Annotated in this window: 19 protein-coding genes and 1 tRNA gene; 8 read left to right on the top strand and 12 right to left on the bottom strand. The window is 71.5% G+C overall.

Annotated features, from left to right (window positions below; genetic code table 11):
* Positions 1–116 precede the first annotated feature (116 nt).
* The 9 genes from ACH4NX_RS24720 to ACH4NX_RS24680 form a co-directional block, all read right to left on the bottom strand.
* Positions 117–275 carry a daptide-type RiPP gene (locus ACH4NX_RS24720; protein WP_351387495.1) on the bottom strand — a complete coding sequence of 53 codons (159 nt, stop codon included), beginning with the start codon at positions 273–275 and terminating at the stop codon, positions 117–119.
* Positions 276–357: 82 nt separating this feature from the next.
* Positions 358–516: a daptide-type RiPP gene (locus tag ACH4NX_RS24715; protein WP_279564402.1), complete on the bottom strand. Its 159-nt coding sequence runs from the start codon at positions 514–516 to the stop codon at positions 358–360.
* Positions 517–618: 102 nt separating this feature from the next.
* Positions 619–1,956: a daptide-type RiPP biosynthesis dehydogenase gene (gene mpaC, locus ACH4NX_RS24710; protein WP_398128767.1), complete on the bottom strand. Its 1,338-nt coding sequence runs from the start codon at positions 1,954–1,956 to the stop codon at positions 619–621.
* A 189-nt stretch (positions 1,957–2,145) separates the two neighbouring features.
* Positions 2,146–2,295: a daptide-type RiPP gene (locus ACH4NX_RS24705; RefSeq protein ID WP_225634761.1), complete on the bottom strand. Its 150-nt coding sequence runs from the start codon at positions 2,293–2,295 to the stop codon at positions 2,146–2,148.
* Between the two features lie 85 nt (positions 2,296–2,380).
* Positions 2,381–3,646: a daptide-type RiPP biosynthesis aminotransferase gene (gene mpaD / locus ACH4NX_RS24700; RefSeq protein ID WP_351387502.1), complete on the bottom strand. Its 1,266-nt coding sequence runs from the start codon at positions 3,644–3,646 to the stop codon at positions 2,381–2,383.
* The gene (gene mpaM / locus ACH4NX_RS24695) at positions 3,643–4,464 is read right to left on the bottom strand and encodes a daptide-type RiPP biosynthesis methyltransferase (protein ID WP_351387504.1); all 822 of its coding nucleotides are present in this window, start codon (positions 4,462–4,464) and stop codon (positions 3,643–3,645) included. Before mpaM ends, mpaD begins: the two co-directional genes overlap by 4 nt.
* On the bottom strand, positions 4,461–5,501 hold the full coding sequence (gene mpaB, locus ACH4NX_RS24690) for a daptide biosynthesis RiPP recognition protein (protein ID WP_398128768.1): 1,041 nt from the start codon (positions 5,499–5,501) through the stop codon (positions 4,461–4,463). Before mpaB ends, mpaM begins: the two co-directional genes overlap by 4 nt.
* A gap of 149 nt (positions 5,502–5,650) precedes the next feature.
* Entirely contained in the window at positions 5,651–6,613 is a 963-nt protein-coding gene (locus ACH4NX_RS24685; RefSeq protein ID WP_398128769.1) for an LLM class flavin-dependent oxidoreductase, read from the bottom strand.
* 126 nt (positions 6,614–6,739) lie between these two features.
* On the bottom strand, positions 6,740–7,114 hold the full coding sequence (locus ACH4NX_RS24680) for a hypothetical protein (RefSeq protein WP_398128770.1): 375 nt from the start codon (positions 7,112–7,114) through the stop codon (positions 6,740–6,742).
* A gap of 253 nt (positions 7,115–7,367) precedes the next feature.
* On the opposite strand from ACH4NX_RS24680, the gene ACH4NX_RS24675 reads away from it, so the two are divergent.
* Positions 7,368–8,396 carry a LuxR C-terminal-related transcriptional regulator gene (locus tag ACH4NX_RS24675; protein ID WP_351387515.1) on the top strand — a complete coding sequence of 343 codons (1,029 nt, stop codon included), beginning with the start codon at positions 7,368–7,370 and terminating at the stop codon, positions 8,394–8,396.
* A 55-nt stretch (positions 8,397–8,451) separates the two neighbouring features.
* Here the strand turns inward: ACH4NX_RS24675 and ACH4NX_RS24670 are convergent, their stop codons facing one another.
* A complete protein-coding gene (locus ACH4NX_RS24670) occupies positions 8,452–9,264 on the bottom strand; it encodes a J domain-containing protein (RefSeq protein WP_398128771.1) in 813 nt (270 codons plus the stop codon).
* 50 nt (positions 9,265–9,314) lie between these two features.
* Complete coding sequence (locus ACH4NX_RS24665; protein ID WP_398128772.1) at positions 9,315–10,775, bottom strand: DUF2252 domain-containing protein; 1,461 nt, start codon at positions 10,773–10,775, stop codon at positions 9,315–9,317.
* A 384-nt stretch (positions 10,776–11,159) separates the two neighbouring features.
* Here ACH4NX_RS24665 and ACH4NX_RS24660 point away from each other — a divergent pair, with 384 nt between their 5' ends.
* Positions 11,160–12,014 (top strand): carbohydrate-binding protein, encoded by an 855-nt coding sequence (locus ACH4NX_RS24660; RefSeq protein ID WP_398128773.1) that lies wholly within the window; start codon positions 11,160–11,162, stop codon positions 12,012–12,014.
* 99 nt (positions 12,015–12,113) lie between these two features.
* Here ACH4NX_RS24660 and ACH4NX_RS24655 read toward each other — a convergent pair.
* Positions 12,114–12,200, bottom strand: a tRNA-Leu gene (locus tag ACH4NX_RS24655).
* A gap of 537 nt (positions 12,201–12,737) precedes the next feature.
* On the opposite strand from ACH4NX_RS24655, the gene ACH4NX_RS24650 reads away from it, so the two are divergent.
* From ACH4NX_RS24650 to pknB, 6 genes are all read left to right on the top strand, one after another.
* Positions 12,738–13,631, top strand: coding sequence for a DUF3662 and FHA domain-containing protein (locus ACH4NX_RS24650; RefSeq protein WP_351387525.1), 894 nt, complete (start codon positions 12,738–12,740; stop codon positions 13,629–13,631).
* Between the two features lie 10 nt (positions 13,632–13,641).
* Positions 13,642–14,160: an antibiotic biosynthesis regulator FhaB gene (gene fhaB, locus ACH4NX_RS24645; protein ID WP_279564413.1), complete on the top strand. Its 519-nt coding sequence runs from the start codon at positions 13,642–13,644 to the stop codon at positions 14,158–14,160.
* Positions 14,161–14,301: 141 nt separating this feature from the next.
* Positions 14,302–15,849: a Stp1/IreP family PP2C-type Ser/Thr phosphatase gene (locus tag ACH4NX_RS24640; protein ID WP_398128774.1), complete on the top strand. Its 1,548-nt coding sequence runs from the start codon at positions 14,302–14,304 to the stop codon at positions 15,847–15,849.
* A gap of 27 nt (positions 15,850–15,876) precedes the next feature.
* Positions 15,877–17,313 (top strand): FtsW/RodA/SpoVE family cell cycle protein, encoded by a 1,437-nt coding sequence (locus ACH4NX_RS24635; protein WP_351387530.1) that lies wholly within the window; start codon positions 15,877–15,879, stop codon positions 17,311–17,313.
* Positions 17,310–18,782 carry a peptidoglycan D,D-transpeptidase FtsI family protein gene (locus ACH4NX_RS24630; protein WP_398128775.1) on the top strand — a complete coding sequence of 491 codons (1,473 nt, stop codon included), beginning with the start codon at positions 17,310–17,312 and terminating at the stop codon, positions 18,780–18,782. Before ACH4NX_RS24635 ends, ACH4NX_RS24630 begins: the two co-directional genes overlap by 4 nt.
* 190 nt (positions 18,783–18,972) lie before the next feature.
* Complete coding sequence (gene pknB / locus ACH4NX_RS24625; RefSeq protein WP_398128776.1) at positions 18,973–20,988, top strand: Stk1 family PASTA domain-containing Ser/Thr kinase; 2,016 nt, start codon at positions 18,973–18,975, stop codon at positions 20,986–20,988.
* Positions 20,989–21,121 lie beyond the last annotated feature (133 nt).

Raw genomic sequence — 21,121 nt, 5'->3', positions numbered from 1 at the left:
CGTTCTTGATCTCGGCCATGACATTTCCCTTTCGTAAGGCCCGGTGAGTCCCTCTCACCAGGAGCGGCTGTTTCACGTGAAACACCGCGCGGATCGGACGATGGACGCGGGACGGATCAGGTGAGGCTGAAGGCGACGGAGACCAGGGAGATGCCGACGCTGACGCCCGCGGAGGTCGCCCAGCCCGGCGCCTCCAGCGCCTCCAGCTCCTGCATCTCCAGCTCGGTGGCGGCCAGGTCCTGCAGCTCGGTCTCGACGATGTTGTTCTCGCTCACGGTGTGCTCCCTCGGTTCGTTGCTGATGAGTTGCCGTTCGGGTGGTGCACTGCCGGCCCGGAGAGGACCGGCCGGTGGTCGCTCAGGTGAGGCTCCAGGCGACGGAGACCAGCGAGATGCCGACGCTGACGCCCGCGGAGGTCGCCCAGCCCGGCGCCTCCAGCGCCTCCAGCTCCTGCATCTCCAGCTCGGAGACGGCCAGGTCCTGCAGCTCGGTCTCGACGATGTTGTTCTCGCTCACGGTGTGCTCCTTCTGTCGTGTGCCGGAGGGATTCCGGCTGTCGTGCCCCGGAGGGCTCCCGGCTGTCGTGCACCGGGGGTCCGGGACGGGTCGGTGGTTCCATCACGGTCGTCCGGCCGTCGGCCGGGTGCCGTGGTGGCTCTGTGAGCCCCGGGCGGCGGGGGATCCGCCCGGGGCCGGCTCGGTGGCCTCGGCCAGGAGCGCGCGCACGTCGGCGGCGCTCAACTCGTCGAGGATGGGAAGGCCTGCGCCCCAGCCGCGCATGATGCGCGTGGTGGCGCGGGCGAGTTGGCCGGTGTCGGCGCGCACGGTGCGGTCGATGTGCCAGTCGCCCATCAGCCGGAGCAGACCGGCCGCCGGGTCGTCGGGCAGCCAGGGGGCGCCGGCGCGCAGTACCCGCCACAGGCGGTGGATGCGGTCCGGGCTGCCCAGGCGGGTGTCCCCGTCGAGAGTGCGGCGCCACAGCACCGGCCACAGGGCGGCGACCGTACGCATCTTGGCCAGATCCAGCGTGGTGGAGAGCTCGTTGGCCATCGCCCAGCACTTCACGGCGTACGGGCTGCGGCCGATGTTGATCCGGCCGATCTGGCTCTCCCCGCTCGACTCGGCGATACGCAGCCGCAGTTCGGCCGGCAGGGCACGCCCCTCGGCCCGGAGCGCGGCGACCTCGTAGCCCGCCACCAGGATCCGGGCGGCCAGCGCCTCCACGGCGGCGTCCTGCTCGGGCAGTTCCGTGGCGTCCCCGGTGTACGGGCTGACCGTGCGGAACAGCGCTTCCAGGGCCCCGTCGGCGACGAGTCCGGGAGGCAGGGTGTCGGTGGCCTCGGCCGCCCAGAGGGCGGCGACGGGCCTCAGACAGGATCCGGTGGCCAGGAACTTGCCCCCGTCGCGGGAGAAGCAGGCCACGGTGCCCAGTTCGCTGCCGGTGCCCAGGGTGGTGGGCACCGCGAGCACCCGGACATGCGGCCCGAGGGCGGGCGGCAGCACCAGGAAGCCGCTGCGCTGCGGAGCGGTGAGGTACCGGTGGAAGTGCGGGTGGCGGGCGGACAGGGCGGTGAGCTTGGCGAAGTCGAGGGTGGTGCCGCCGCCGACGGCGATGACGATCCCCTCCGGGTCGAGTCCGGCGGCGGTCTCCGCCACGGCGTCGAGGCCGGTGGGGCCGTCCAGGACGATCAGGCGCGGTGTCCGTCCCGCCCGCTCCACCTGGTTCAGCACGCCGGTGGTGACGGGCCGGTCGGCGACCGCGGGGTCCGCGATGACGGTGACGGCACGCGCACCGTCCCGGAGCAGCCAGTCGGCGAGCCGGTCGATGCCGCGCAGTGGCGGGGCGGGCGGGATGAACTCGGGCCGGACGGCCCCCTTACGGACTTTCGCCGGCCGCCGGACGCGGTGCCCGGCGCCGCCGGCGGCGGCGGTGTCGGTACTCACAGCGGTTGTCACAGCGGGCTCCTGACCACGTCAATTCGTGCTCTGTGTCGGACTCGTCGGATCGGATACGGTGGGGAACCTGCCTCGGCCCAGCTCATTCCTTTGCCGGAAGCGGGGCCGAGGCAGGTCCTGCGGCCGGTGTTCGTCCCCCGGGTCGCCGGGGGCGGTTCGGACCGCGGGGCCTCTCGGCTCGTGCGGCGGTCAGGTCGCGACCACGACCGAGACGCTGACGGCGGTACCGATCGACACGCCGGTCCAGAAGCCCGGGGACTCCAGGGCCTCGAGTTCCTGCATCTCCAGCTCGGTGACCTCGGTCGTGAACTCCTCGGCCTGGGGCGTCTGCTCGTTCATGGGTGTCATTCCTTCGGGTCGCGGGAGCGGGCGGGCTGGTCGGGGTGGTGCGGGCGGTACGGGTGGCAGGGTCCTCGGCCGGTGGTCAGCCGCGGGCGGTGGGCCGGGCCGCGGGCAGCAGGGCGTCGATCCCCGCCTCGACGCAGGCCATCAGCTCGTCGACCTCCGCGTCGGTGTAGGTGAGGGACGGCACCAGCTGGACGCCGGCGGGTCCCGGGTGGACGATGGCGCCGGCCGCGCGCACCGCGCCGACCAGATGGGCCACGCCCGGAGGCGACAGGCGGTGCCCGCCGGGCCCTCCGATGAGCAGGGTGCGGAAGCAGCCCCGGCCGGTGGCACCGGTCACCAGCGGATGCCGGTCGACCAGGTCGGTGATGGCGGCGTCCAGGCGGGCGGCCACCCGGCGGCCGGAGACCACCGCGTCCAGGCGGTGCATCTCGGCGATGGCCGCGCTGACCGCCGCGCAGGGCACGGAGCTGCCGCCCTGGGTCTCGGCGTGGGTGAGGATCGCGTCCTGCCCGGTGAAGGCGTCGGCGATCTCGTGCGAGAAGACGACCGCGGAGGCGGGACAGACGCCGTTGGTCAGGCCCTTGGAGGACAGCAGCACGTCGGGCTGGCCCGGCCAGGTCTGCGAGGCGAAGAAGGTGCCGGTGCGGCCGAAGCCGGTGGCGACCTCGTCGGCCACCAGCAGGTAGCCGCTCTCGTCGCGCAGCCGTACGAGCTCGGCGAGGTACTCGTCGGTGAGCGGCACGGTCCCGGTGCCGAGCACCGGCTCCACCACCACCGCCGCGATCTGACGGCCGCTGCGGGCGACCAGCGTCCGCAGTTCCTCGACGTCGTTGGGGGCGACGTGCCGGATCAGCCGCTGGTCGACGCCGTAGGCGCGCTGGCCCAGGTCCTCGCCGGTCAGGGCGAAACCGCCGAAGGTCAGGCCGTGGAAGCTGCCGCGCAGGGCGACGACCAGATTGCGCTCGGGCCTGCCGCGCAGGGCGTGGTAGTGACGTACGAGCTTCATCGCGGCGTCGTTGGCCACACCGCCGCCGGAGGAGAACAGGACCCGGGCGTAGTGCTCGGTGCCGCACACCGCGAGCAGGTCGTCGGCGGCCTTGCGGGCGTAGGTGTTCTCGAACCGGAAGGAGTGCAGGTAGGAACCGTTGGCGGCGGCCTCGGCGACGGCGGCGGCGATGGCCTCGTTGCCGTAGCCGAGGTTGACGTTCCACAGACCGCTGTCGGCGTCCAGGGCCTCGCCGCCGTCGGCGAAGGTGATGCGGTGTCCGCGCGCGCTCACCGCGCACTGGGCGTCGGCGCCGTGGGTGCTCGGGGCGATCAGGTAGGGCCACAGGGCGCTCATCGGGCGGACACCGCCTTCAGCAGCGACACCCGGTGACGGTCGCCGGGCCCGCTCAGCGGCCGGCGTCCGGCGATCACGAGCCCCGCCTCGGCGAGTTCGGCCTCGATCGCGGCGATGCTCATCGTGCCGACCTCGTCCACGCACACGGTGACCGGGCCCTCGGCGGGTGCGGACGGCGCGATGGTGACGTAGCGGAAGGCGGCACCGGCCGGCCAGTACTCGTACAGGTCGTACGTCGTTCCGCCGGCGCCCTTGACCTGGGCGTGCACCTCGGTGGGCGCCTCGTCGTCGGCGCGTTCCATCACGGAGAGCAGGAACTGTCCGCCGGGCGCGAGATGCGCGGCCACCGAACGGTAGAGCCCGGCCCGGCCGGCCTCGTCGAGCAGGGAGAGGGAGGTGGTGCCGAGGACGATGTGCGCGTACTCCCGGCGCAGGTCGAAGGCGGCCATGTCGCCCTGGACCACCGTGCACCGCTCGCGCAGTGCCTTCGGGGCACGGGCCAGACGGGACCTGAGCAGCTCGAGCATGTGGTCCGACAGGTCGAGCGCGGTCACCTCGCGTCCGGTGGCCAGCAGCGGGAGGGTGAAGCGGCCCGCTCCGGCGGCCAGGTCCAGGACCGGTCCGTCACCGGCGGCGCGCACGGCGCCCACGATGTCCCTGATCTCGAAGCCGTCGGCGGCGGCGAGGTCGTCGTAGAGGGGGGCGCCCTGCCGGTCGTAGAGGCCGCAGAGCCGGGCGCGGTCGCCGAGCCGGGCGATCCGCTCGCCGCCGAGGCCGGGCGGGCGGGGGAGGGTGGTCGTCGGGGCGAGTGCGGTCATCGGGCACCTACCGGGGTACGGGTCTGGAGGGAGAGGCCGCGCTCGGTGAAGAAGGCGCGCACCTGGTCGAGGACGTGGCCCGGGGTGAGACCGTCGGCGACGGGGCCGGCGAGCAGGCACTCCACGGCACCGGCGAAGGCGCGGTCGACGGCGAAGACCCGTCCGCCGGCCACGACGTAGCACTGCTCGGCGTTCCACAGCACCAGCGGCAGGCCGGGGCCGGTCAGGTCGTCACCGGTGCCCGCGGCGAGGCCGGGGGTGAGGCGGTGGCCGAAGCCGGAGACCTTCAGGCCGCCGATGTCCTGGGCGGTGAGGGCCCGCAGCGCCTTGACGGCGGCGTGGTAGCGGCCGAGGAAGGGCCGTACCTGGAGTGCGGCGGTCCGCGCCTCCTCGGGCACCGCGGCTCCCAGGCTCACCGCGCAGGGCGCCTCACTGGCCGCGTTGACGTGCTCGTATCGGGCGAGGAGGGCCGGCAGGTCGTCGCCGACCGTGCCCAGCGGGGAGCCGGTGGGCGAGAGGGAGATCCGTCCCTCGGCGTCGACGTACAGGCGCAGGGCGGGGCCGTCGTTGCCGCGCGGTCCGCCGAGGGCGGCGGTGTCGGCGAGCAGCACGGCGGGCGTGATCAGGTATTCGGGGAAGACGCCCTCGGTGAACGCCCGGTCGGCGTCGGCGAGGAAGGCGGAGAAGTCGGCGGGGCCGAAGACACGGAGCACGGTCGGGCCGAGCACCGACATGAAGGCGCTGGAGGCGTAGTCCTGGGTCTGCAGGTAGAAGTCCTCGCCGAGGGCGAAGTCCTCACCCGGATCGCTCAGCGAACCGCCGTACGGCACGATGCCGGACGCGAGGTCACCCGGTCCCGGCGTGAAGACGAGTGTGCCGGGGTGGGTGAGGCCCGATGCGAGCACGGCGTCGAGGTGGCGGGCGTCGGCGAGGACGACGGTGGCGACCGTGGTTCCGGGGGCGCCGGACGGCCGGCGGCCGCCCGATCCCCACGACATGATGTGTTCCTTCGCGCGTCTGCGCGCTTCCGTGTCCATGGCAGTCTGGTCCTTCGTTGCCTGATTGCTGGTGGCTGGGCCTGCTGTCCTGCTGTCCTGCTGGGCCTGCCCGGGCCCGCTGTTCCGCTGATGCGCCGATTGCCGCTCGGCGAGGGGCGGGGCGGGGCGGAGCCGGCGAGGGCCGGGGTTCAGACGGCGGTACGGAGGATCTCCGTGAGGTCGCCGATCGCCTCCTGGGTGCCGAACATCTTGTTGACACCGGTGGTGTTGAGGACGATCTCGTCGGCGCCCGCCTGCCGGTACTCGTCGAGCCGTTTGACGACCGTGTCCAGGTCGCCCGTGACGAAGGCACCCACGTCGACCGCCCCCCGGGCGACCTCGTGCACGTCCTTGTCCTCCGTGTCGACACCGGCCCGCCGGAGCATGTCCAGGTAGTGCGGTGCCTGGAAGTGGGCGATGTTGCTGGCCAGGGCGAGCCGTTCGGGCGCCGTGCCCTCCCGTTCCAGGCCCACGGGCACCATGGCGACGATGCGGGGCCGTTCGGTCCGGCCGGCCCGCGCCATGCCCTCCTCGACCGCGGGCACGATCACCTCGCGCAGGTAGGAGGGAGGCGTCAGCCAGGTGATGACCGTGTCGGCGACCTCACCGGCGAGCCGCGCCATGCCCGGCCGCAGGACTCCCAGCCCCACGTCGACACGGGGTGCGGCGGCCGGCGCGAGCTGGGCCCGGAAGGTGTACTCGGGACCGTCCGTCTCCACGACCTCCCCGTCGAGCAGCCGGCGCACGGCCGTCAGGTACTGGCGGGCGACCGCGAGGGGTTTGGCGTACGGGGCTCCGAGGAGGTTCTGCTGGAAGGCCGGTGCGCCGGGCCCGAAGCCCGCGATCACCGGGTGACCGGTGGCCAGGGCCACCGAGCGCGCCTGGTTGGCGGCCTCGAAGGGATGCCGCAGCGGCATCAGCGTCACCCCGAACCCGACCGGAACCCGGAATCCCGCCCCGGCCGCCCCCACGAACGTCTGGTGGGGCTCCAGGATCATCGACTGCCCCTGCCACAACCGCACGGCGGGCGTCCAGTTCACCAGGCCCGCGAACTGCAGCGTCTGTTCCAGCCGACGCGGCACGAACGGGATCAGAACCGAATAATCCGTCATGACGACACATTTCTCTCTCGTAGAGGCAAGGGGGGATCAGCCGTTGCCCCATGCGCTGTGCACGACGGCGGGGAACGGGAGGGAGGGAGCGACGGAGGAGGGTGCGCCTGGAGGGCGCGAGGGGTTCTAACCCCAGTCGTGGTTGTCGTTGACCGAGTCCATCGGCGGAACACCCCAGTCGTGGTTGCCGTTCACCGAGTCCATCGGCGGAACACCCCAGTCGTGGTTGCCGTTCACCGAGTCCATCGGCGGAACACCCCAGTCGTGGTTGCCGTTCACCGAGTCCATCGGCGGAACACCCCAGTCGTGGTTGCCGTTCACGACCGCCCCGGCCAGGCCGACCGACACGGTGACAGCCGGCGCCCCGGCGGCCGGCGCCTCGGCGGCCTGGGCCGTGCCCTGAGCCCCGAGTACCAGCAGTCCGCCGCCCAGCAGGGTCGCGGCGGCGCGGATGCCGTTGCGCACGAAGCCGGTCCGGGTGTCTGCGACAGAGCGGTTCACGAGGGTCCCCCAGTGGTCTCGGTGTGGTGCTGTCTCTTTGCGGTGCTTCCTTCTGGCGAGGACAACTCTGCCGTTCGGGCCACCCTCGAACGAGATGATCGGCGTGCAACTTGCTGCGCCGCCCCGGTGCCGTTTCCTGCACCGGCCACATCCGTGGGGGCGTCCTGCGGATAGCGCCACAGGTGTCACCCGATGTATGTCTTGGGGAAAGATCACAAAGATCGGCACAGGTCATGCACACATGGGGGGAACCGTGTCGCAACCATGTCTGGAGTTTCTCGGAGTCACCGGGGACGAGGAGGCTCTCTACCGCCGGCTGCTGCGCCGGGGCGTGAGCGACGACCACGACCAGGTCGCCGACGACGACGCCGACACCGCCGACGGGACCGACGGGGCCGAAGCCAGGACCGGGGACGAAACCGCCGACCAGACCGCCGACCGCCTCGTCGAACTGGGCCTGGCCACCCGCAGCCACACCGGCGTCCTGCGCCCGGTCGCACCCGCCCGGGCGGTCGAGCACCTCATCGACAACCGGCTCGACGCCCTGCAGGAGGAGCTGGAGCAGGCCGTCCGCACGAGCGGTGTGGTCGAGTCGCTGCAGCAGGAACGCACGACCGCCCCGGTACGGCGCCCGCCGGAGGAAGCCCCCGTCATCCAGCAGATCGAGGGCGTGGACGCCGTACGCGCCGTCATCGACGAACTGACCTTCTTCGCCCGCAGCGAGAGCCTCACCACCAACCCCACGGGCATCATCAGCCGCGAGTCGGCCGACTTCTCACGCCCCATCGATCTGCGCATCCTGCGCCGCGGCGTGCGCATGCGCACCCTGATGGCCGCCCCGGCCCTGGACGACCGGGCCACCATGTCGTACCTGCACGAACTGGCGGGCAAGGGAGCGGAGATACGGATCTCGCACCAGCCCCTGGAACGCATGATCATCTGCGACAGGTCCGCGGCGCTCACACCGCTCGATCCGGCGCACACCGCCAAGGGCGCCCTGCTGATCCGGGAGCCCGGCCTCGTGGCCACCCTGGTCGCCCTGTTCGACCGCATGTGGGCCATGGCGCAGGAACTGCCCACCCCGGACGACGAGCCGCCCACGGAGATCGAGCGCAGAATCCTCAAGACGCTCTACACCGCCGACAAGGACGAGAGCGGCGCCCGGGACCTGGGCATCTCGGTACGCACCTATCGCAAGCACGTGGCGTCCCTCATGACCCGTCTGCAGGCCACCAATCGCTTCCAGGCCGCCCTGCTCGCCCAGGAACGCGGCTGGCTCTGAAGCGGACGGGGACAGCCGCAGGCCACCGGAACGAAGAGCGCGCCGACGGCGGGGGCTACTGCGCCAGCAGCCCCGCCAGCTCGGCCTCCCGCTCGCCCACCTGGGCCGCCAGCTGCTCGGCGATCTCCTCCAGCAGGCGGTCGGGATCGTCCGGGGCCAGCCGGAGCATGGCGCCGATCGCGCTCTCCTCCAGCTCCTTGGCGAGCAGCGTGAGCATCTCCTTGCGCCGGTCGAGCCACTCCAGGCGGACGTACAGCTCCTCACCACGGCTCGGGCGCCGCCGGGTCGCCGGACCGGCGGCCCACTCCTCGGCCAGCTCCCGCAGCAGGTCCGCGTCACCACGGGCGTAGGCGGCGTTGACCCGGGTGATGAACTCCTCGCGCCGGGTCCGCTCCGCGTCCTCCTGCGCCAGGTCGGGGTGCGCCTTGCGGACCAGCTCACGGTAGAGCTTGCGGGCCTCCTCGCCGGGCCGCACCCGCTGCGGGGGGCGTACCGCCTGGTCCGTGAGCATCGCCGAGGCCTCCGGGAACAGCCCGTCCCCGTCCATCCAGCCGTGCAGCAGCTCCTCGACCCCGGGGATCGGCATCAGCCGGGCCCGCGCCTCGTCGGCCCGGGTCCGGTCCCCGGCGTCGCCGGTGCGGGCCGCCTTGGCCTCCAGGATCTGCGCCTCAAGCTCCTCGAGCCGCGCGTACACCGGGCCGAGCCGCTGTTCGTGCAGGCGGGAGAAGTTCTCGACCTCCACGCGGAAGGTCTCCAGCGCGATCTCGTACTCGATGAGTGCCTGCTCGGCGGCCCGTACGGCCTGTTCCAGCCGTTCCTCGGGACGCGGCGCACCCCCCTGCTCGGGCTCAGCTTCCGGCGTCGTCACCCGTCCAGCCTAGGCCACGATTCCGCCCGCCCCGCCGGGTCCCGGAGCCGTCACACGCCGAGCTCCGCCGCGACCCGGCCCGACCGCACCGCGGCCAGCAGCCCCGTGTGGTCGGCCTCCGTGCGGTCGGCGTAGGCCACGGCGAAGGCGGCCACCGCCTCGTCCAGCTCGTCGTTCTTGCCGCAGTAGCCGGCGATGAGGCGCGGGTCGGCGCTGTGCGCGTGGGCGCGGGCCAGCAGGGCGCCGGTCATGCGGCCGTAGTCGTCCATCTGGTCGGCGGCCAGGGCCGCCGGGTCGACGCTGCCCTTCCGGTTGCGGAACTGCCGCACCTGGAACGGACGCCCGTCGACCGAGGTCCAGCCCAGCAGGATGTCGCTGACCACCTGCATCCGCTTCTGTCCCATGACCACCCGGCGGCCCTCGTGAGCGACGTCGGGGGCGTCGAAGCCGGCGGTCGCCAGGTGCGGCAGGAGCGCGGAGGCGCGGGCCTCCTTCACCTGGAGCACGAGCGGCTCGCCGCGGTGGTCCAGGAGCAGCACGACGTACGACCGCGTGCCCACGCTGCCGGTGCCCACGACCCGGAAGGCGACGTCGTGCACCGCGTACCGGGCCAGCAGCGGCAGCCGGTCCTCGGAGAGCGTGGCCAGGTACGGCTCCAGGGCGCCCGCGACCGCCGCCGCCTCCCCGGCCGGTACGCGCCGCAGCACCGGCGGGGCGTCGACGAAGCGCCGTCCGCCGTCCTCGGTGGGCTCGGTCGACCTGGCGGCGAACCGCCCGCTGGTGTTGGCCCGCGCCTTCTCGGAGACCCGCTCCAGCGTGCCGAGCAGGTCGTGCGCGTCGGTGTGGGAGACGAGCTCCTCGTCCGCGATGGCGTTCCAGGCGTCCAGCGCGGGGAGCCTGGCCAGCAGCCGCATGGTGCGCCGGTAGGCGCCCGCCGCGTCGTGGGCCGCCTCGCGGCAGGTCTCCTCGTCCGCGCCGGCCTCCCGGCCCGCGAGGACGAGCGAGGCGGTGAGCCGCTTGAGGTCCCACTCCCAGGGCCCGTGGACCGTCTCGTCGAAGTCGTTGAGGTCGATGACCAGGCCGCCGCGGGCGTCGCCGTAGAGGCCGAAGTTGGCGGCGTGCGCGTCACCGCAGATCTGGGCACCGATCCCCGTCGCCGGCGTACGCGCCAGGTCGTACGCCATCAGGCCCGCCGATCCGCGCAGGAAGGCGAACGGCGTGGCCGCCATCCGCCCGGCCCTTATCGGGGTGAGCCCGGGTATCCGGCCTCGGTTGGACTCCTCGACCGCGCTCACCGCGTCCGGCCGGGAGGGGTCCGGGTCGAGGGCGGCGTGCGCGGACCTCGGCACCCGCGTGCGCAGCGCCTTGCCCTCCGCCTTCGGCGAGCCACCCACGGGCCACCGCGCGAACCCCGGCACGACCGGCACCCGCACCCCGCCCACCGAGCCCTCCGCGCCCGCACCCGTACCCGCGTCCGTACCCCCACGCGCCCCCGTCATCGCCTCGCCCATACCGGCCGCCCTCCCCGTTCCCGTCACTCGTACTCGTCCCTGAGCCGCACCCGTCCGCACGCACCGCGCCCGTCCGTCGGCGTCGGCGCGCCACGACCGTACCCCCGGGCGAACCGCCCGTACACGGGCCCCGCACAGCCCCGTACGGCCCGCCCCCGCCGCCCGCATAACGCCGGGCAGGGGGCGGAACAGGAGGTGCCCGGGCCCCCATCGGCGGGCCTACGGTTCCAGCGATCACCACGGAACGCGCCCGCCGAAGCAACGACAGCAGCCTGCCCCGCGCCGGCGGGCGCGTTCCCTGTCCCCGACGTCCCGGATGCCGCACGTCCCGTCCACCTCCCCAGGGACCACCCACCGAAGAGACCGAAGAGACCGAGGACCCCCATGACCTCCGACACCCCCACCACCCCCGACGAACCCGGCCCCGGCATCAGCCGCAAGACCCTGCTCAGGGCGGCCGTCGCCGCCGGCGCCGCCGTGCCGCTGCTCGCCACCGGCTCCATCGCGCTCGCCCGGGACACCGCCCGCTCCTCCACCGGACGGGCCCTGTCGCCGACCCCCTTCTGCGACGACGGCGACGACCCGACGCCCGACCAGATGGAGGGCCCCTACTTCAAGCCCAACTCCCCGCTGCGCACGAACCTGGTCACACCCGGCACCGCCGGCACCCGGCTGACCGTCACCGGCTACGTCTTCGGCCGGAACTGCGTACCGCTGTCCGGCGTACTCCTCGACTTCTGGCAGGCGGACAACGCCGGCGCCTACGACATGGCCGGGTACACCTTCCGCGGCCACCAGTTCACCGACGCCACCGGCGCGTTCACGCTCCGTACCGTCGTCCCCGGCCTCTACCCGGGCCGCACCCGGCACATCCACGTCAAGGCGCAGGCACCCGGTCAACCCGTACTCACCACCCAGCTCTACTTCCCCGGCGAACCCCGCAACAGCACGGACGCCCTCTTCGACCCGGCGCTGCTGATGAACGTCCGCGACGCCGGCGGCGGCAGGGAGGGGAGCTTCGACTTCGTACTGAACGTGGACGGCGACGAGGGCCCCACGGACCCGCCGACCGACCCTCCCACCGACCCGCCTGGCGGCACCTGGGCGGCGGGCCGCTCCTACGCGGCCGGCGACCGGGTGACGTACGGCGGCGGCGCCTACCGCTGCCTCCAGGCCCACACGTCGATGACCGGCTGGGAGCCGCCCAACGTGCCCGCCCTGTGGCGCGCCGGGTCCTGAGACCTTCCTCACAGCACATCACGCCCTCGGGCACCGCACCTGACACGGTGTCCGGGCATGCGAAAGCCCCCCAGGTCCGAGACCTGGGGGGCTTTCGACTGGTGCGCGAGGGGGGAGTTGAACCCCCACGCCCTTTCGGGCACTGGAACCTGAATCCAGCGCGTCTGCCTATTCCGCCACCCGCGCATTGGGTGTGTCCTCGGGCTCCGCCCTTGCGGTGCGGCGCCTTCCGACACGAGAAGATTAGCACGCTGGAACGGGTGGATTCACATCCCTTGTCGACGGGCGGACCTGGGCTCCCACCGCCTTCGGGCACTCGTCCCCGCCCCTGGCCGTTCACGTATCAACCTCGTACCGGTCCGGGCCGTCTCACGAGGAGCAGGTAGGGGTCCGCAGCCAGGTGCGGGACACTGGTCTGCGGCCGGCTCTACGATCCTGGGCATGAGTACCTGCGGGAGCGCATCCCGAAGGGCCCCGGGAGTTCGAAAGGGAGCTCCGGCGGGAACTCCGAGAGGCGTCGACACCCGTCGACCGGGCCGACAGGGGGAACCAGCCGATCGACCGGCGCGTGGATACGATCAGTAAGCAGTACCAGGTAGGCAGTGCACGGGTGAGCGGTTCGCTCGTCGGCAGTACGCGAGGCGGCCGTACGCGAGTCGGCAGCAGGCAAGGCAGCAGCACGCAAGGCAGTGGACAGGACGGCAGCGACGGAGGAGGTGCCCCATGGGAGTCCTGAAGAAGTTCGAGCAGCGCCTCGAAGGTCTGGTCAACGGCACCTTCGCGAAGGTGTTCAAGTCCGAGGTGCAGCCCGTGGAGATCGCGGGAGCGCTCCAGCGCGAATGCGACAACAACGCGACCATCTGGAACCGCGACCGCACCGTCGTACCCAATGACTTCATCGTGGAACTGAGCACGCCCGACTTCGAGCGCCTCAGCCCCTACTCCGGCCAGCTCGGCGACGAGCTCGCCGGCATGGTCCGCGACTACGCCAAGCAGCAGCGCTACACCTTCATGGGACCGATCAAGGTCCACCTGGAGAAGGCGGACGACCTCGACACCGGCCTGTACCGGGTGCGCAGCCGCACGCTCGCCTCCTCCAGCAGCCACCAGGGCGGCCCGGCACCCGCGAGCGGCCCCGCCGCACCCGCCGCCCCCACCGGACGGCCCGGCACACCCGGCGGCCCGGGCGGCGGCTACGGCTACCCGCCGGCCGCCCCGCCCGCCGGCGCACCGCCGATGCCGGCCGCGCCGCCACCCGGCGGGCGCCCCGGCGGCTACGGCTACCCGCCGGCCGCGGGCGCCCAGCAACCCCCGGCCGCACCCGCGTCCGGCGGACGCACCCGCCACTGGATCGAGATCAACGGCACCCGCCACCAGATCTCCCGCGCGACGCTCGTACTCGGACGCAGCACCGAGGCCGACGTGCGGATCGACGACCCCGGCGTCTCCCGCCGGCACTGCGAAATCCGGACCGGAACGCCCTCGACGATCCAGGATCTCGGGTCCACCAACGGCATCGTGGTGGACGGGCAGCACACCACCCGCGCTACGCTCCGCGACGGCTCGCGGATCGTCGTGGGCAGCACCACCATTCTCTATAGGCAAGCCGAAGGGTGAACCGGGGGCAATGTCAGAGCTGACCCTCACGGTCATGCGGCTGGGTTTTCTCGCCGTACTGTGGCTGTTCGTGATCGTGGCCGTGCAGGTCATCCGCAGCGACCTGTTCGGTACGCGGGTCACCCAGCGCGGAGCGCGGCGCGACGCCGCCCGACCGCAGCAGGCCGCCACGCGCCAGGGCCAGGCGCCTCCACCGCAGCGCCAGCAGCCCAGCGGCGGCCGGGGCCGCCGAGGCGCGCCCACCAAACTCGTCGTCACGGAGGGCACCCTCACCGGCACCACCGTTGCCCTCCAGGGCCAGACCATCACGCTCGGCCGGGCACACGACTCGACCATCGTGCTGGACGACGACTACGCCTCCAGCCGCCATGCCAGGATCTACCCGGACCAGAACGGCCAGTGGATCGTCGAGGACCTGGGCTCCACCAACGGCACCTACCTGGACCGGTCCCGGCTGACGACCCCCACACCGATCGGGCCGGGTTCGCCGATCCGCATCGGCAAGACCGTCATCGAGCTGCGGAAGTAGTGCTACACCAATGAAAGAGCGCGAGCGGAGCGAGCACGCAGCGGCGGCCGGCACCCCGGGCCACGGCGCGCTCCCGACCGGAGGGTGGGCAGTGTGGCTCGACACGACCGGCTGCAGTCGGAGCCGACAGGCGAGGTGCGCATGAGTCTGTCACTGCGCTTCGCCGCCGGATCGCACAAGGGCATGATCCGGGAGGGCAACGAGGACTCCGGCTACGCCGGTCCCCGCCTGCTCGCCATCGCCGACGGCATGGGCGGCCAGGCCGCCGGTGAGGTCGCCTCCTCCGAGGTGATCTCCACCATCGTCGCCCTCGACGACGACGTGCCCGGCTCGGACATCCTCACCTCCCTCGGCACCGCCGTGCAGCGCGCCAACGACCAGCTCCGCCAGATGGTCGAGGAGGACCCCGCCCTCGAAGGCATGGGCACCACCCTCACCGCCCTGCTCTGGACCGGCCAGCGCCTCGGCCTCGTCCACGTCGGCGACTCCCGCGCCTACCTCCTGCGCGACGGCGTCCTCACCCAGATCACGCAGGACCACACCTGGGTGCAGCGACTCGTCGACGAAGGACGCATCACCGAGGAGGAGGCGGGCACCCACCCGCAGCGCTCCCTGCTGATGCGCGCCCTCGGCAGCGGCGACCACGTCGAACCCGACCTGTCCATCCGCGAGGTACGGGCCGGCGACCGCTACCTGATCTGCTCCGACGGGCTCTCCGGCGTCGTCTCCCACCAGACGATGGAAGACACCCTCGCCAGCTACCAGGGCCCCCAGGAGACCGTGCAGGAGCTGATCCAGCTCGCCCTGCGCGGCGGCGGCCCCGACAACATCACCGTCATCATCGCCGACGTCCTCGACCTCGACACCGGCGACACCCTCGCCGGCCAGCTCTCCGACACCCCGATCGTGGTCGGCGCCGTCGCCGAGAACCAGGCCCAGTTCGGCGACAACGGCATCATGCAGACCCCGGCCGGCCGCGCCGCCGGCCTCGGCCGCCAGGGCGGACAGCGCGGCCAAGGCGGCGAGTTCGGCCCGCCCGGCAGCGGCGACACCACCGGCTACATCCCCGCCGGCGACTTCGACGACTACGGGCCCGACGACTTCGTCAAACCCCGCAAGAACCGCAAGTGGCTGAAGAGATCCCTCTACACCGTGCTCGCCCTCGCCGTCATCGGCGGCGGCACGTACGGCGGCTGGCGCTGGACCCAGACCCAGTACTACGTCGGCACCAAGGACGACCACGTCGCCCTGTACCGGGGCATCAGCCAGGACCTCGCCTGGGTCTCCCTGTCGAAGGTCCAGAAGGACCACCCCGAGATCGAACTCAAGTACCTGCCGCCGTACCAGCAGAAACTCGTCGAGTCCACGATCGCCGAAGGCGACCTGGCCGACGCCCGGGCGAAGATCGAGGAACTGGCGGTACAGGCCTCCGCCTGCCAGAAGCAGGCCGACCAGCGCACCGCGGCCACCGAGAAGAACGCCAAGACGGGCGAGGGCGAGGCCGGAGGCACCACGGGAACCACCCCCGCCTCCTTCCCGTCCAAGGCCTCACCGACCCCGAACCCGTCGGGATCACCGAAGGCACCCGAATCGTCCGAGTCCCCGTCCACGACCGCACCCACTCCAGGCCCCGGCCCGACCCTCTCGGAGGAAGAGCAGAAGGTCGTCTCGCTGTGCGGTAAGCAGTAGGCAAGCCGTGAGAGGCCCCGTCACACGATGAGCAGTTCCACCAACTCGCCGACACACCACACGTCCACGATCGGCGCCATCGGCGCCCCGAGCCGGCGCAACACCGAGCTGGCTCTGCTCGTGTTCGCCGTCGTCATCCCGGTCTTCGCCTACGCCAACGTAGGACTGGCCATCAACGACGAGGTGCCCGCCGGCCTGCTGAGCTACGGCCTCGGCCTCGGTCTCCTGGCCGCCGTCGGCCACCTCGTCGTCCGCAAGTTCGCCCCGTACGCGGACCCGCTGATGCTGCCCCTGGCCACCCTGCTCAACGGACTCGGACTCGTCGCCATCTGGCGCCTCGACCAGTCCGAACTACTCCAGAGCATCGACCAGGCAGGCAACGCCGCACCCCGCCAGCTGATGTACACCGCGATGGGCATCGCCCTGTTCGTCGCCGTGATGATCTTCCTCAAGGACCACCGCGTCCTGCAGCGCTACACCTACATCTCCATGGTCGGCGCCCTGGTCCTGCTGCTGCTCCCGCTGGTGCCGGGCCTCGGCAAGAACGTCTTCGGCGCCCGCATCTGGATCCAGATCGGCTCCTTCTCCATCCAGCCCGGCGAATTCGCCAAGATCGTCCTCGCGATCTTCTTCGCCGGCTACCTCATGGTGAAACGCGACGCCCTCGCCCTGGCCAGCCGCCGCTTCATGGGCCTCTACCTGCCCCGCGGCCGCGACCTCGGCCCGATCCTCGTCGTCTGGGCGATCTCGATCCTCATCCTCGTCTTCGAGACCGACCTCGGCACCTCGCTGCTCTTCTTCGGCATGTTCGTGATCATGCTGTACGTCGCCACCGAGCGGACCAGCTGGATCGTCTTCGGCATGCTGATGTCCGCCGCCGGCGCCGTCGGCGTGGCCAGCTTCGAACCCCACATCCAGCAGCGCGTCGACGCCTGGCTCGACCCGATGCGCGAGTACACGCTCTCCCGCGCCGGCCAGGTCGGCCACTCCGAACAGGCCATGCAGGCCCTGTGGGCCTTCGGCTCCGGCGGCACCCTCGGCACCGGCTGGGGCCAGGGCCACTCCGACCTCATCCGCTTCGCCTCCAACTCCGACTTCATCCTCGCCACCTTCGGCGAGGAACTCGGCCTCGCCGGCCTCATGGCACTCCTCCTGCTCTACGCGCTGATCGTGGAACGCGGCGTCCGCACCGCCCTCGCCGCCCGCGACCCGTTCGGCAAGCTCCTCGCCATCGGCCTCTCCGGCGCCTTCGCCCTCCAGGTCTTCGTCGTCGCCGGCGGCGTCATGGGCCTCATCCCGCTCACCGGCATGACCATGCCCTTCCTGGCCTACGGAGGCTCCTCCGTCATCGCCAACTGGGCCCTGATCGGCATCCTCCTGCGCATCAGCGACACCGCCCGCAGACCGGCACCCGCCGCACCCGCCAGCCCGGACGCCGAAATGACCCAGGTGGTCCGCCCGTGAACAAACCACTGCGCCGCATCGCGATCTTCTGCGGCCTCCTCGTCCTCACCCTGCTCATCCGCGACAACTGGCTCCAGTACGTCCAGGCGGACGAACTCAAGGAGGACGAGCACAACCGCCGCGTCGCCATCGAGCGGTACGCCAGCCCGCGCGGCGACATCATCGTCGACGGCCAGGCCATCACCGGCCACGCCACCACCGACGGCGACTTCAAGTACAAGCGCACCTACGAGGACGGCGCCATGTGGGCGCCGGTGACCGGATACGTCTCCCAGGCCTACGGCGCCACCCAGCTCGAGGCCATCGACGACGGCATCCTCACCGGCAACGACGACCGGCTCTTCTTCCGCAACACCCTCGACATGATCACCGGCAGGAAGCGCGAAGGCGGCAACGTCGTCACCACCCTCAACAGCGCCGCCCAGAAGGCCGCCTACGACGGCCTGAGGAAGCAGGGCGCCAAGGGAGCCGTCGTCGCCCTCGAACCGTCCACCGGCAAGATCCTCTCGATGGCCTCCTACCCGTCGTACGACCCCACCTCGATCGCCGGTGACGGCGCCGCCGACGGCCAGGCCTGGAACAGACTCCAGAAGAAGAACAACCCCGACGACCCGATGCTCAACCGCGCCCTGCGCGAGGTCTACCCGCCCGGCTCCACCTTCAAGGTCCTCACCGCCGCGGCCGCCCTCGAACACGGCACGTACGACTCGGCGGACGAGAAGACCGACTCCCCCCTTCCCTGGACGATGCCCGGCACCACCACCGAACTGCCCAACGAGGGCGACCTCCCCTGCGAGGACGCCACCCTCCGCGAGGCACTCCGCGTGTCCTGCAACACCGTCTTCGGCAAGATCGGCGCCGACCTCGGCAACGACAAGATGCTCGAGACCGCCAAGAAGTTCGGCTTCAACGAGGAACAGTTCGTCCCCGTCCGCTCCAACGCCTCCGTCTTCTCCGACGACATGAACGCGTCGCAGACCGCGCTCTCCGCCATCGGCCAGTACAACACCGCCGCCACCCCCCTGCAGATGGCCATGGTCACCTCGGCCATCGCCAACAACGGCACCCTGATGAAGCCGTACATGGTCGACGAACTCCAGGACCCGGGCCTCGACACCATCGAGAAGACGGACCCCGAGGAGATGAGCAAGCCGCTCTCCGCGGACAACGCCCAGATCCTCCAGTCCATGATGGAAACCGTCGTCAAGGACGGCACGGGAACCAACGCGCGGATCGACGGCGTCACCGTGGGCGGCAAGACCGGCACCGCACAGCACGGCGTCGACAACAGCGAGAACCCCTACGCCTGGTTCATCTCGTACGCCAAGGGCGACGACGACAGCTCACCCGTCGCCGTGGCCGTGGTGATCGAGGACGAGAACGCCAACCGTGACGACATCTCCGGCGGCGGCCTCGCGGCACCGATCGCGAAGAACGTCATGGAGGCCGTCATCGAAAGCAAGAAGTAACCGCGCCACGAACGGGACGTGACTCCGCTCACGTCCCCTTCACATCGGCGCACGTTGCGATACCGGTCCTGTATCGGCTGCCCGGCTTGGCCAAGTCTCACAAAGCAAGCCGGGTACCGTAGGCCGGACGGCAGCCTCCGACCGTACAAGCATGCCGGTCGGGACCGACGGAGAGGGCTGGTAGGTAGCTATGGAAGAGCCGCGTCGCCTCGGCGGCCGGTACGAGCTGGGCCCGGTGCTCGGCCGTGGTGGCATGGCGGAGGTTTACCACGCACATGACACCCGGCTCGGACGCCAGGTAGCGGTGAAGACGCTGCGCGCGGACCTCGCGCGCGACCCGTCCTTCCAGGCCCGCTTCCGCCGGGAGGCCCAGTCGGCCGCCTCGCTCAACCACCCCGCGATCGTGGCGGTCTACGACACGGGCGAGGACTACATCGACAACGTGTCGATCCCGTACATCGTCATGGAATACGTCGACGGCTCCACACTCCGCGAGCTGCTCCACTCCGGCCGCAAACTGCTGCCCGAGCGGACCCTGGAGATGACCATCGGCATCCTCCAGGCCCTGGAGTACTCGCACCGCGCCGGCATCGTCCACCGCGACATCAAACCGGCCAACGTCATGCTGACGCGGGGCGGCCAGGTCAAGGTCATGGACTTCGGCATCGCCCGCGCCATGGGCGACTCCGGCATGACCATGACCCAGACCGCGGCCGTCATCGGCACCGCCCAGTACCTCTCCCCGGAACAGGCCAAGGGCGAACAGGTCGACGCCCGCTCCGACCTGTACTCCACCGGCTGCCTGCTCTACGAGCTGCTCACGGTCCGCCCGCCCTTCGTCGGCGACTCCCCGGTCGCGGTCGCCTACCAGCACGTCCGCGAGGAACCGCAGGCGCCCAGCGTCTTCGACCCCGAGATCACGCCCGAGATGGACGCGATCGTGCTGAAGGCCCTGGTCAAGGACCCCGACTACCGCTACCAGTCGGCCGACGAGATGCGCGCCGACATCGAGGCCTGCCTCGACGGCCAGCCGGTCGGCGCCACCGCCGCGCTGGGCGCCATGACCGCGGGCGGCTACGGCGCCTACCCCGACGACCAGCCGACCACCGCCCTGCGCTCCGACGCCGGAGCGGGCGCCACGACCATGCTGCCGCCCATGAACGCGGACGACGGCGGCTACGGCTACGACGACCGCCCCGACCGGCGCCGCCAGCAGCCCCGCAAGTCCCACACCTCCACGATCTTCCTGGTCCTGGCCGGCGTCCTCGTCCTCGTCGGCGCCATCCTCATCGGCAAGTACGCCATCGGAGGCGGCGGCGGACCCGGCAACGACAAGGTCCCGGTACCCGCCTTCATCGGCCAGACCAAGGACGACGCCCAGCAACTGGCGACCAACGCCGACCTGGAACTGGCCTTCACGCAGAAGCCCTGCGAGGACCAGAAGAAGGGCAACATCTGCGACCAGGACCCCAAACAGGGCACCGAGGTCGAGAAGAAGTCCACCGTCAACCTGGTCGTCTCCACCGGCGCGCCCAAGGTCGCCGTGCCGAACGTGATCGACAAGAACATCGACGAGGCCACCCAGCAGCTCGAGGACAAGGGCTTCGTGGTCGATCAGAAGCAGACCGAGTCCTCCCAGGACGAGGGCACCGTCCTCAGCCAGAACCCCGACCCGGGCAACGAGCTGGAGAAGGGCTCCACGGTGACCCTGGAGGTCGCCAAGGCCGCGGAGAAGGCCACGGTGCCCGACGTCGTCGGCCGTACCTGTGACGAGGCCAAGGCCCAGGTGGAGAGCGGCGGCGACCTCACGGCCGTCTGCACCGAGCAGCCCACGACCGACCCGAACCAGAACGGCAAGGTCGTCTCCACCACACCGCAGTCCGGCCAGCAGGTCGACAAGGGCTCGCAGGTGACCATCGCCATCGGCAAGGTCGCCGAGAAGACCAAGGTGCCGGAGGTCCGCACCCAGAGCCTCGCGCAGGCACGGCAGATCCTCCAGCAGAGCGGCTTCACCAACGTCCAGGTCGCCCCCGGCGCCCCGGGCGACGACAACGCCACGGTGATCGCCATCGACCCCCAGCCCGGCACCGAGGTCGACGACCCGGCCGCCACGCCCATCACCCTCACCACCATGGGCGGCAACGGCAACGGCAACGGCGGTGACAACGGCGGCGGCTTCATCGGCGGCCTGCGCGGCGACGACTGACACGCCGCACAACGTCGAACGGCCAGAGCCCCGGCCCCTCAGCGGAGGGACCGGGGCTCCGTCGTGCGCGTCACCGGTAATCGATCGTGTCTTCGTATGTCATGACTCGTTGACTCAGGGTGACCACACGATC

The organism is Streptomyces sp. NPDC017225 (assembly GCF_044331465.1).
Taxonomy (GTDB): domain Bacteria; phylum Actinomycetota; class Actinomycetes; order Streptomycetales; family Streptomycetaceae; genus Streptomyces.
This window is presented reverse-complemented; position numbering and strand designations above follow the sequence as displayed.

Bases quoted from the DNA above. Each gene is read 5' to 3' on its own strand.
- ACH4NX_RS24705 (WP_225634761.1), bottom strand. From the start codon at position 2,295: ATGAACGAGCAGACGCCCCAGGCCGAGGAGTTCACGACCGAGGTCACC.
- ACH4NX_RS24660 (WP_398128773.1), top strand. From the start codon at position 11,160: ATGACCTCCGACACCCCCACCACCCCCGACGAACCCGGCCCCGGCATC.
- ACH4NX_RS24640 (WP_398128774.1), top strand. From the start codon at position 14,302: ATGAGTCTGTCACTGCGCTTCGCCGCCGGATCGCACAAGGGCATGATC.
- ACH4NX_RS24650 (WP_351387525.1), top strand. From the start codon at position 12,738: ATGGGAGTCCTGAAGAAGTTCGAGCAGCGCCTCGAAGGTCTGGTCAAC.
- mpaB (WP_398128768.1), bottom strand. From the start codon at position 5,501: ATGGACACGGAAGCGCGCAGACGCGCGAAGGAACACATCATGTCGTGG.
- mpaD (WP_351387502.1), bottom strand. From the start codon at position 3,646: ATGAGCGCCCTGTGGCCCTACCTGATCGCCCCGAGCACCCACGGCGCC.
- ACH4NX_RS24665 (WP_398128772.1), bottom strand. From the start codon at position 10,775: ATGGGCGAGGCGATGACGGGGGCGCGTGGGGGTACGGACGCGGGTACG.
- ACH4NX_RS24685 (WP_398128769.1), bottom strand. From the start codon at position 6,613: ATGACGGATTATTCGGTTCTGATCCCGTTCGTGCCGCGTCGGCTGGAA.
- fhaB (WP_279564413.1), top strand. From the start codon at position 13,642: ATGTCAGAGCTGACCCTCACGGTCATGCGGCTGGGTTTTCTCGCCGTA.
- mpaM (WP_351387504.1), bottom strand. From the start codon at position 4,464: ATGACCGCACTCGCCCCGACGACCACCCTCCCCCGCCCGCCCGGCCTC.
- pknB (WP_398128776.1), top strand. From the start codon at position 18,973: ATGGAAGAGCCGCGTCGCCTCGGCGGCCGGTACGAGCTGGGCCCGGTG.
- ACH4NX_RS24635 (WP_351387530.1), top strand. From the start codon at position 15,877: ATGAGCAGTTCCACCAACTCGCCGACACACCACACGTCCACGATCGGC.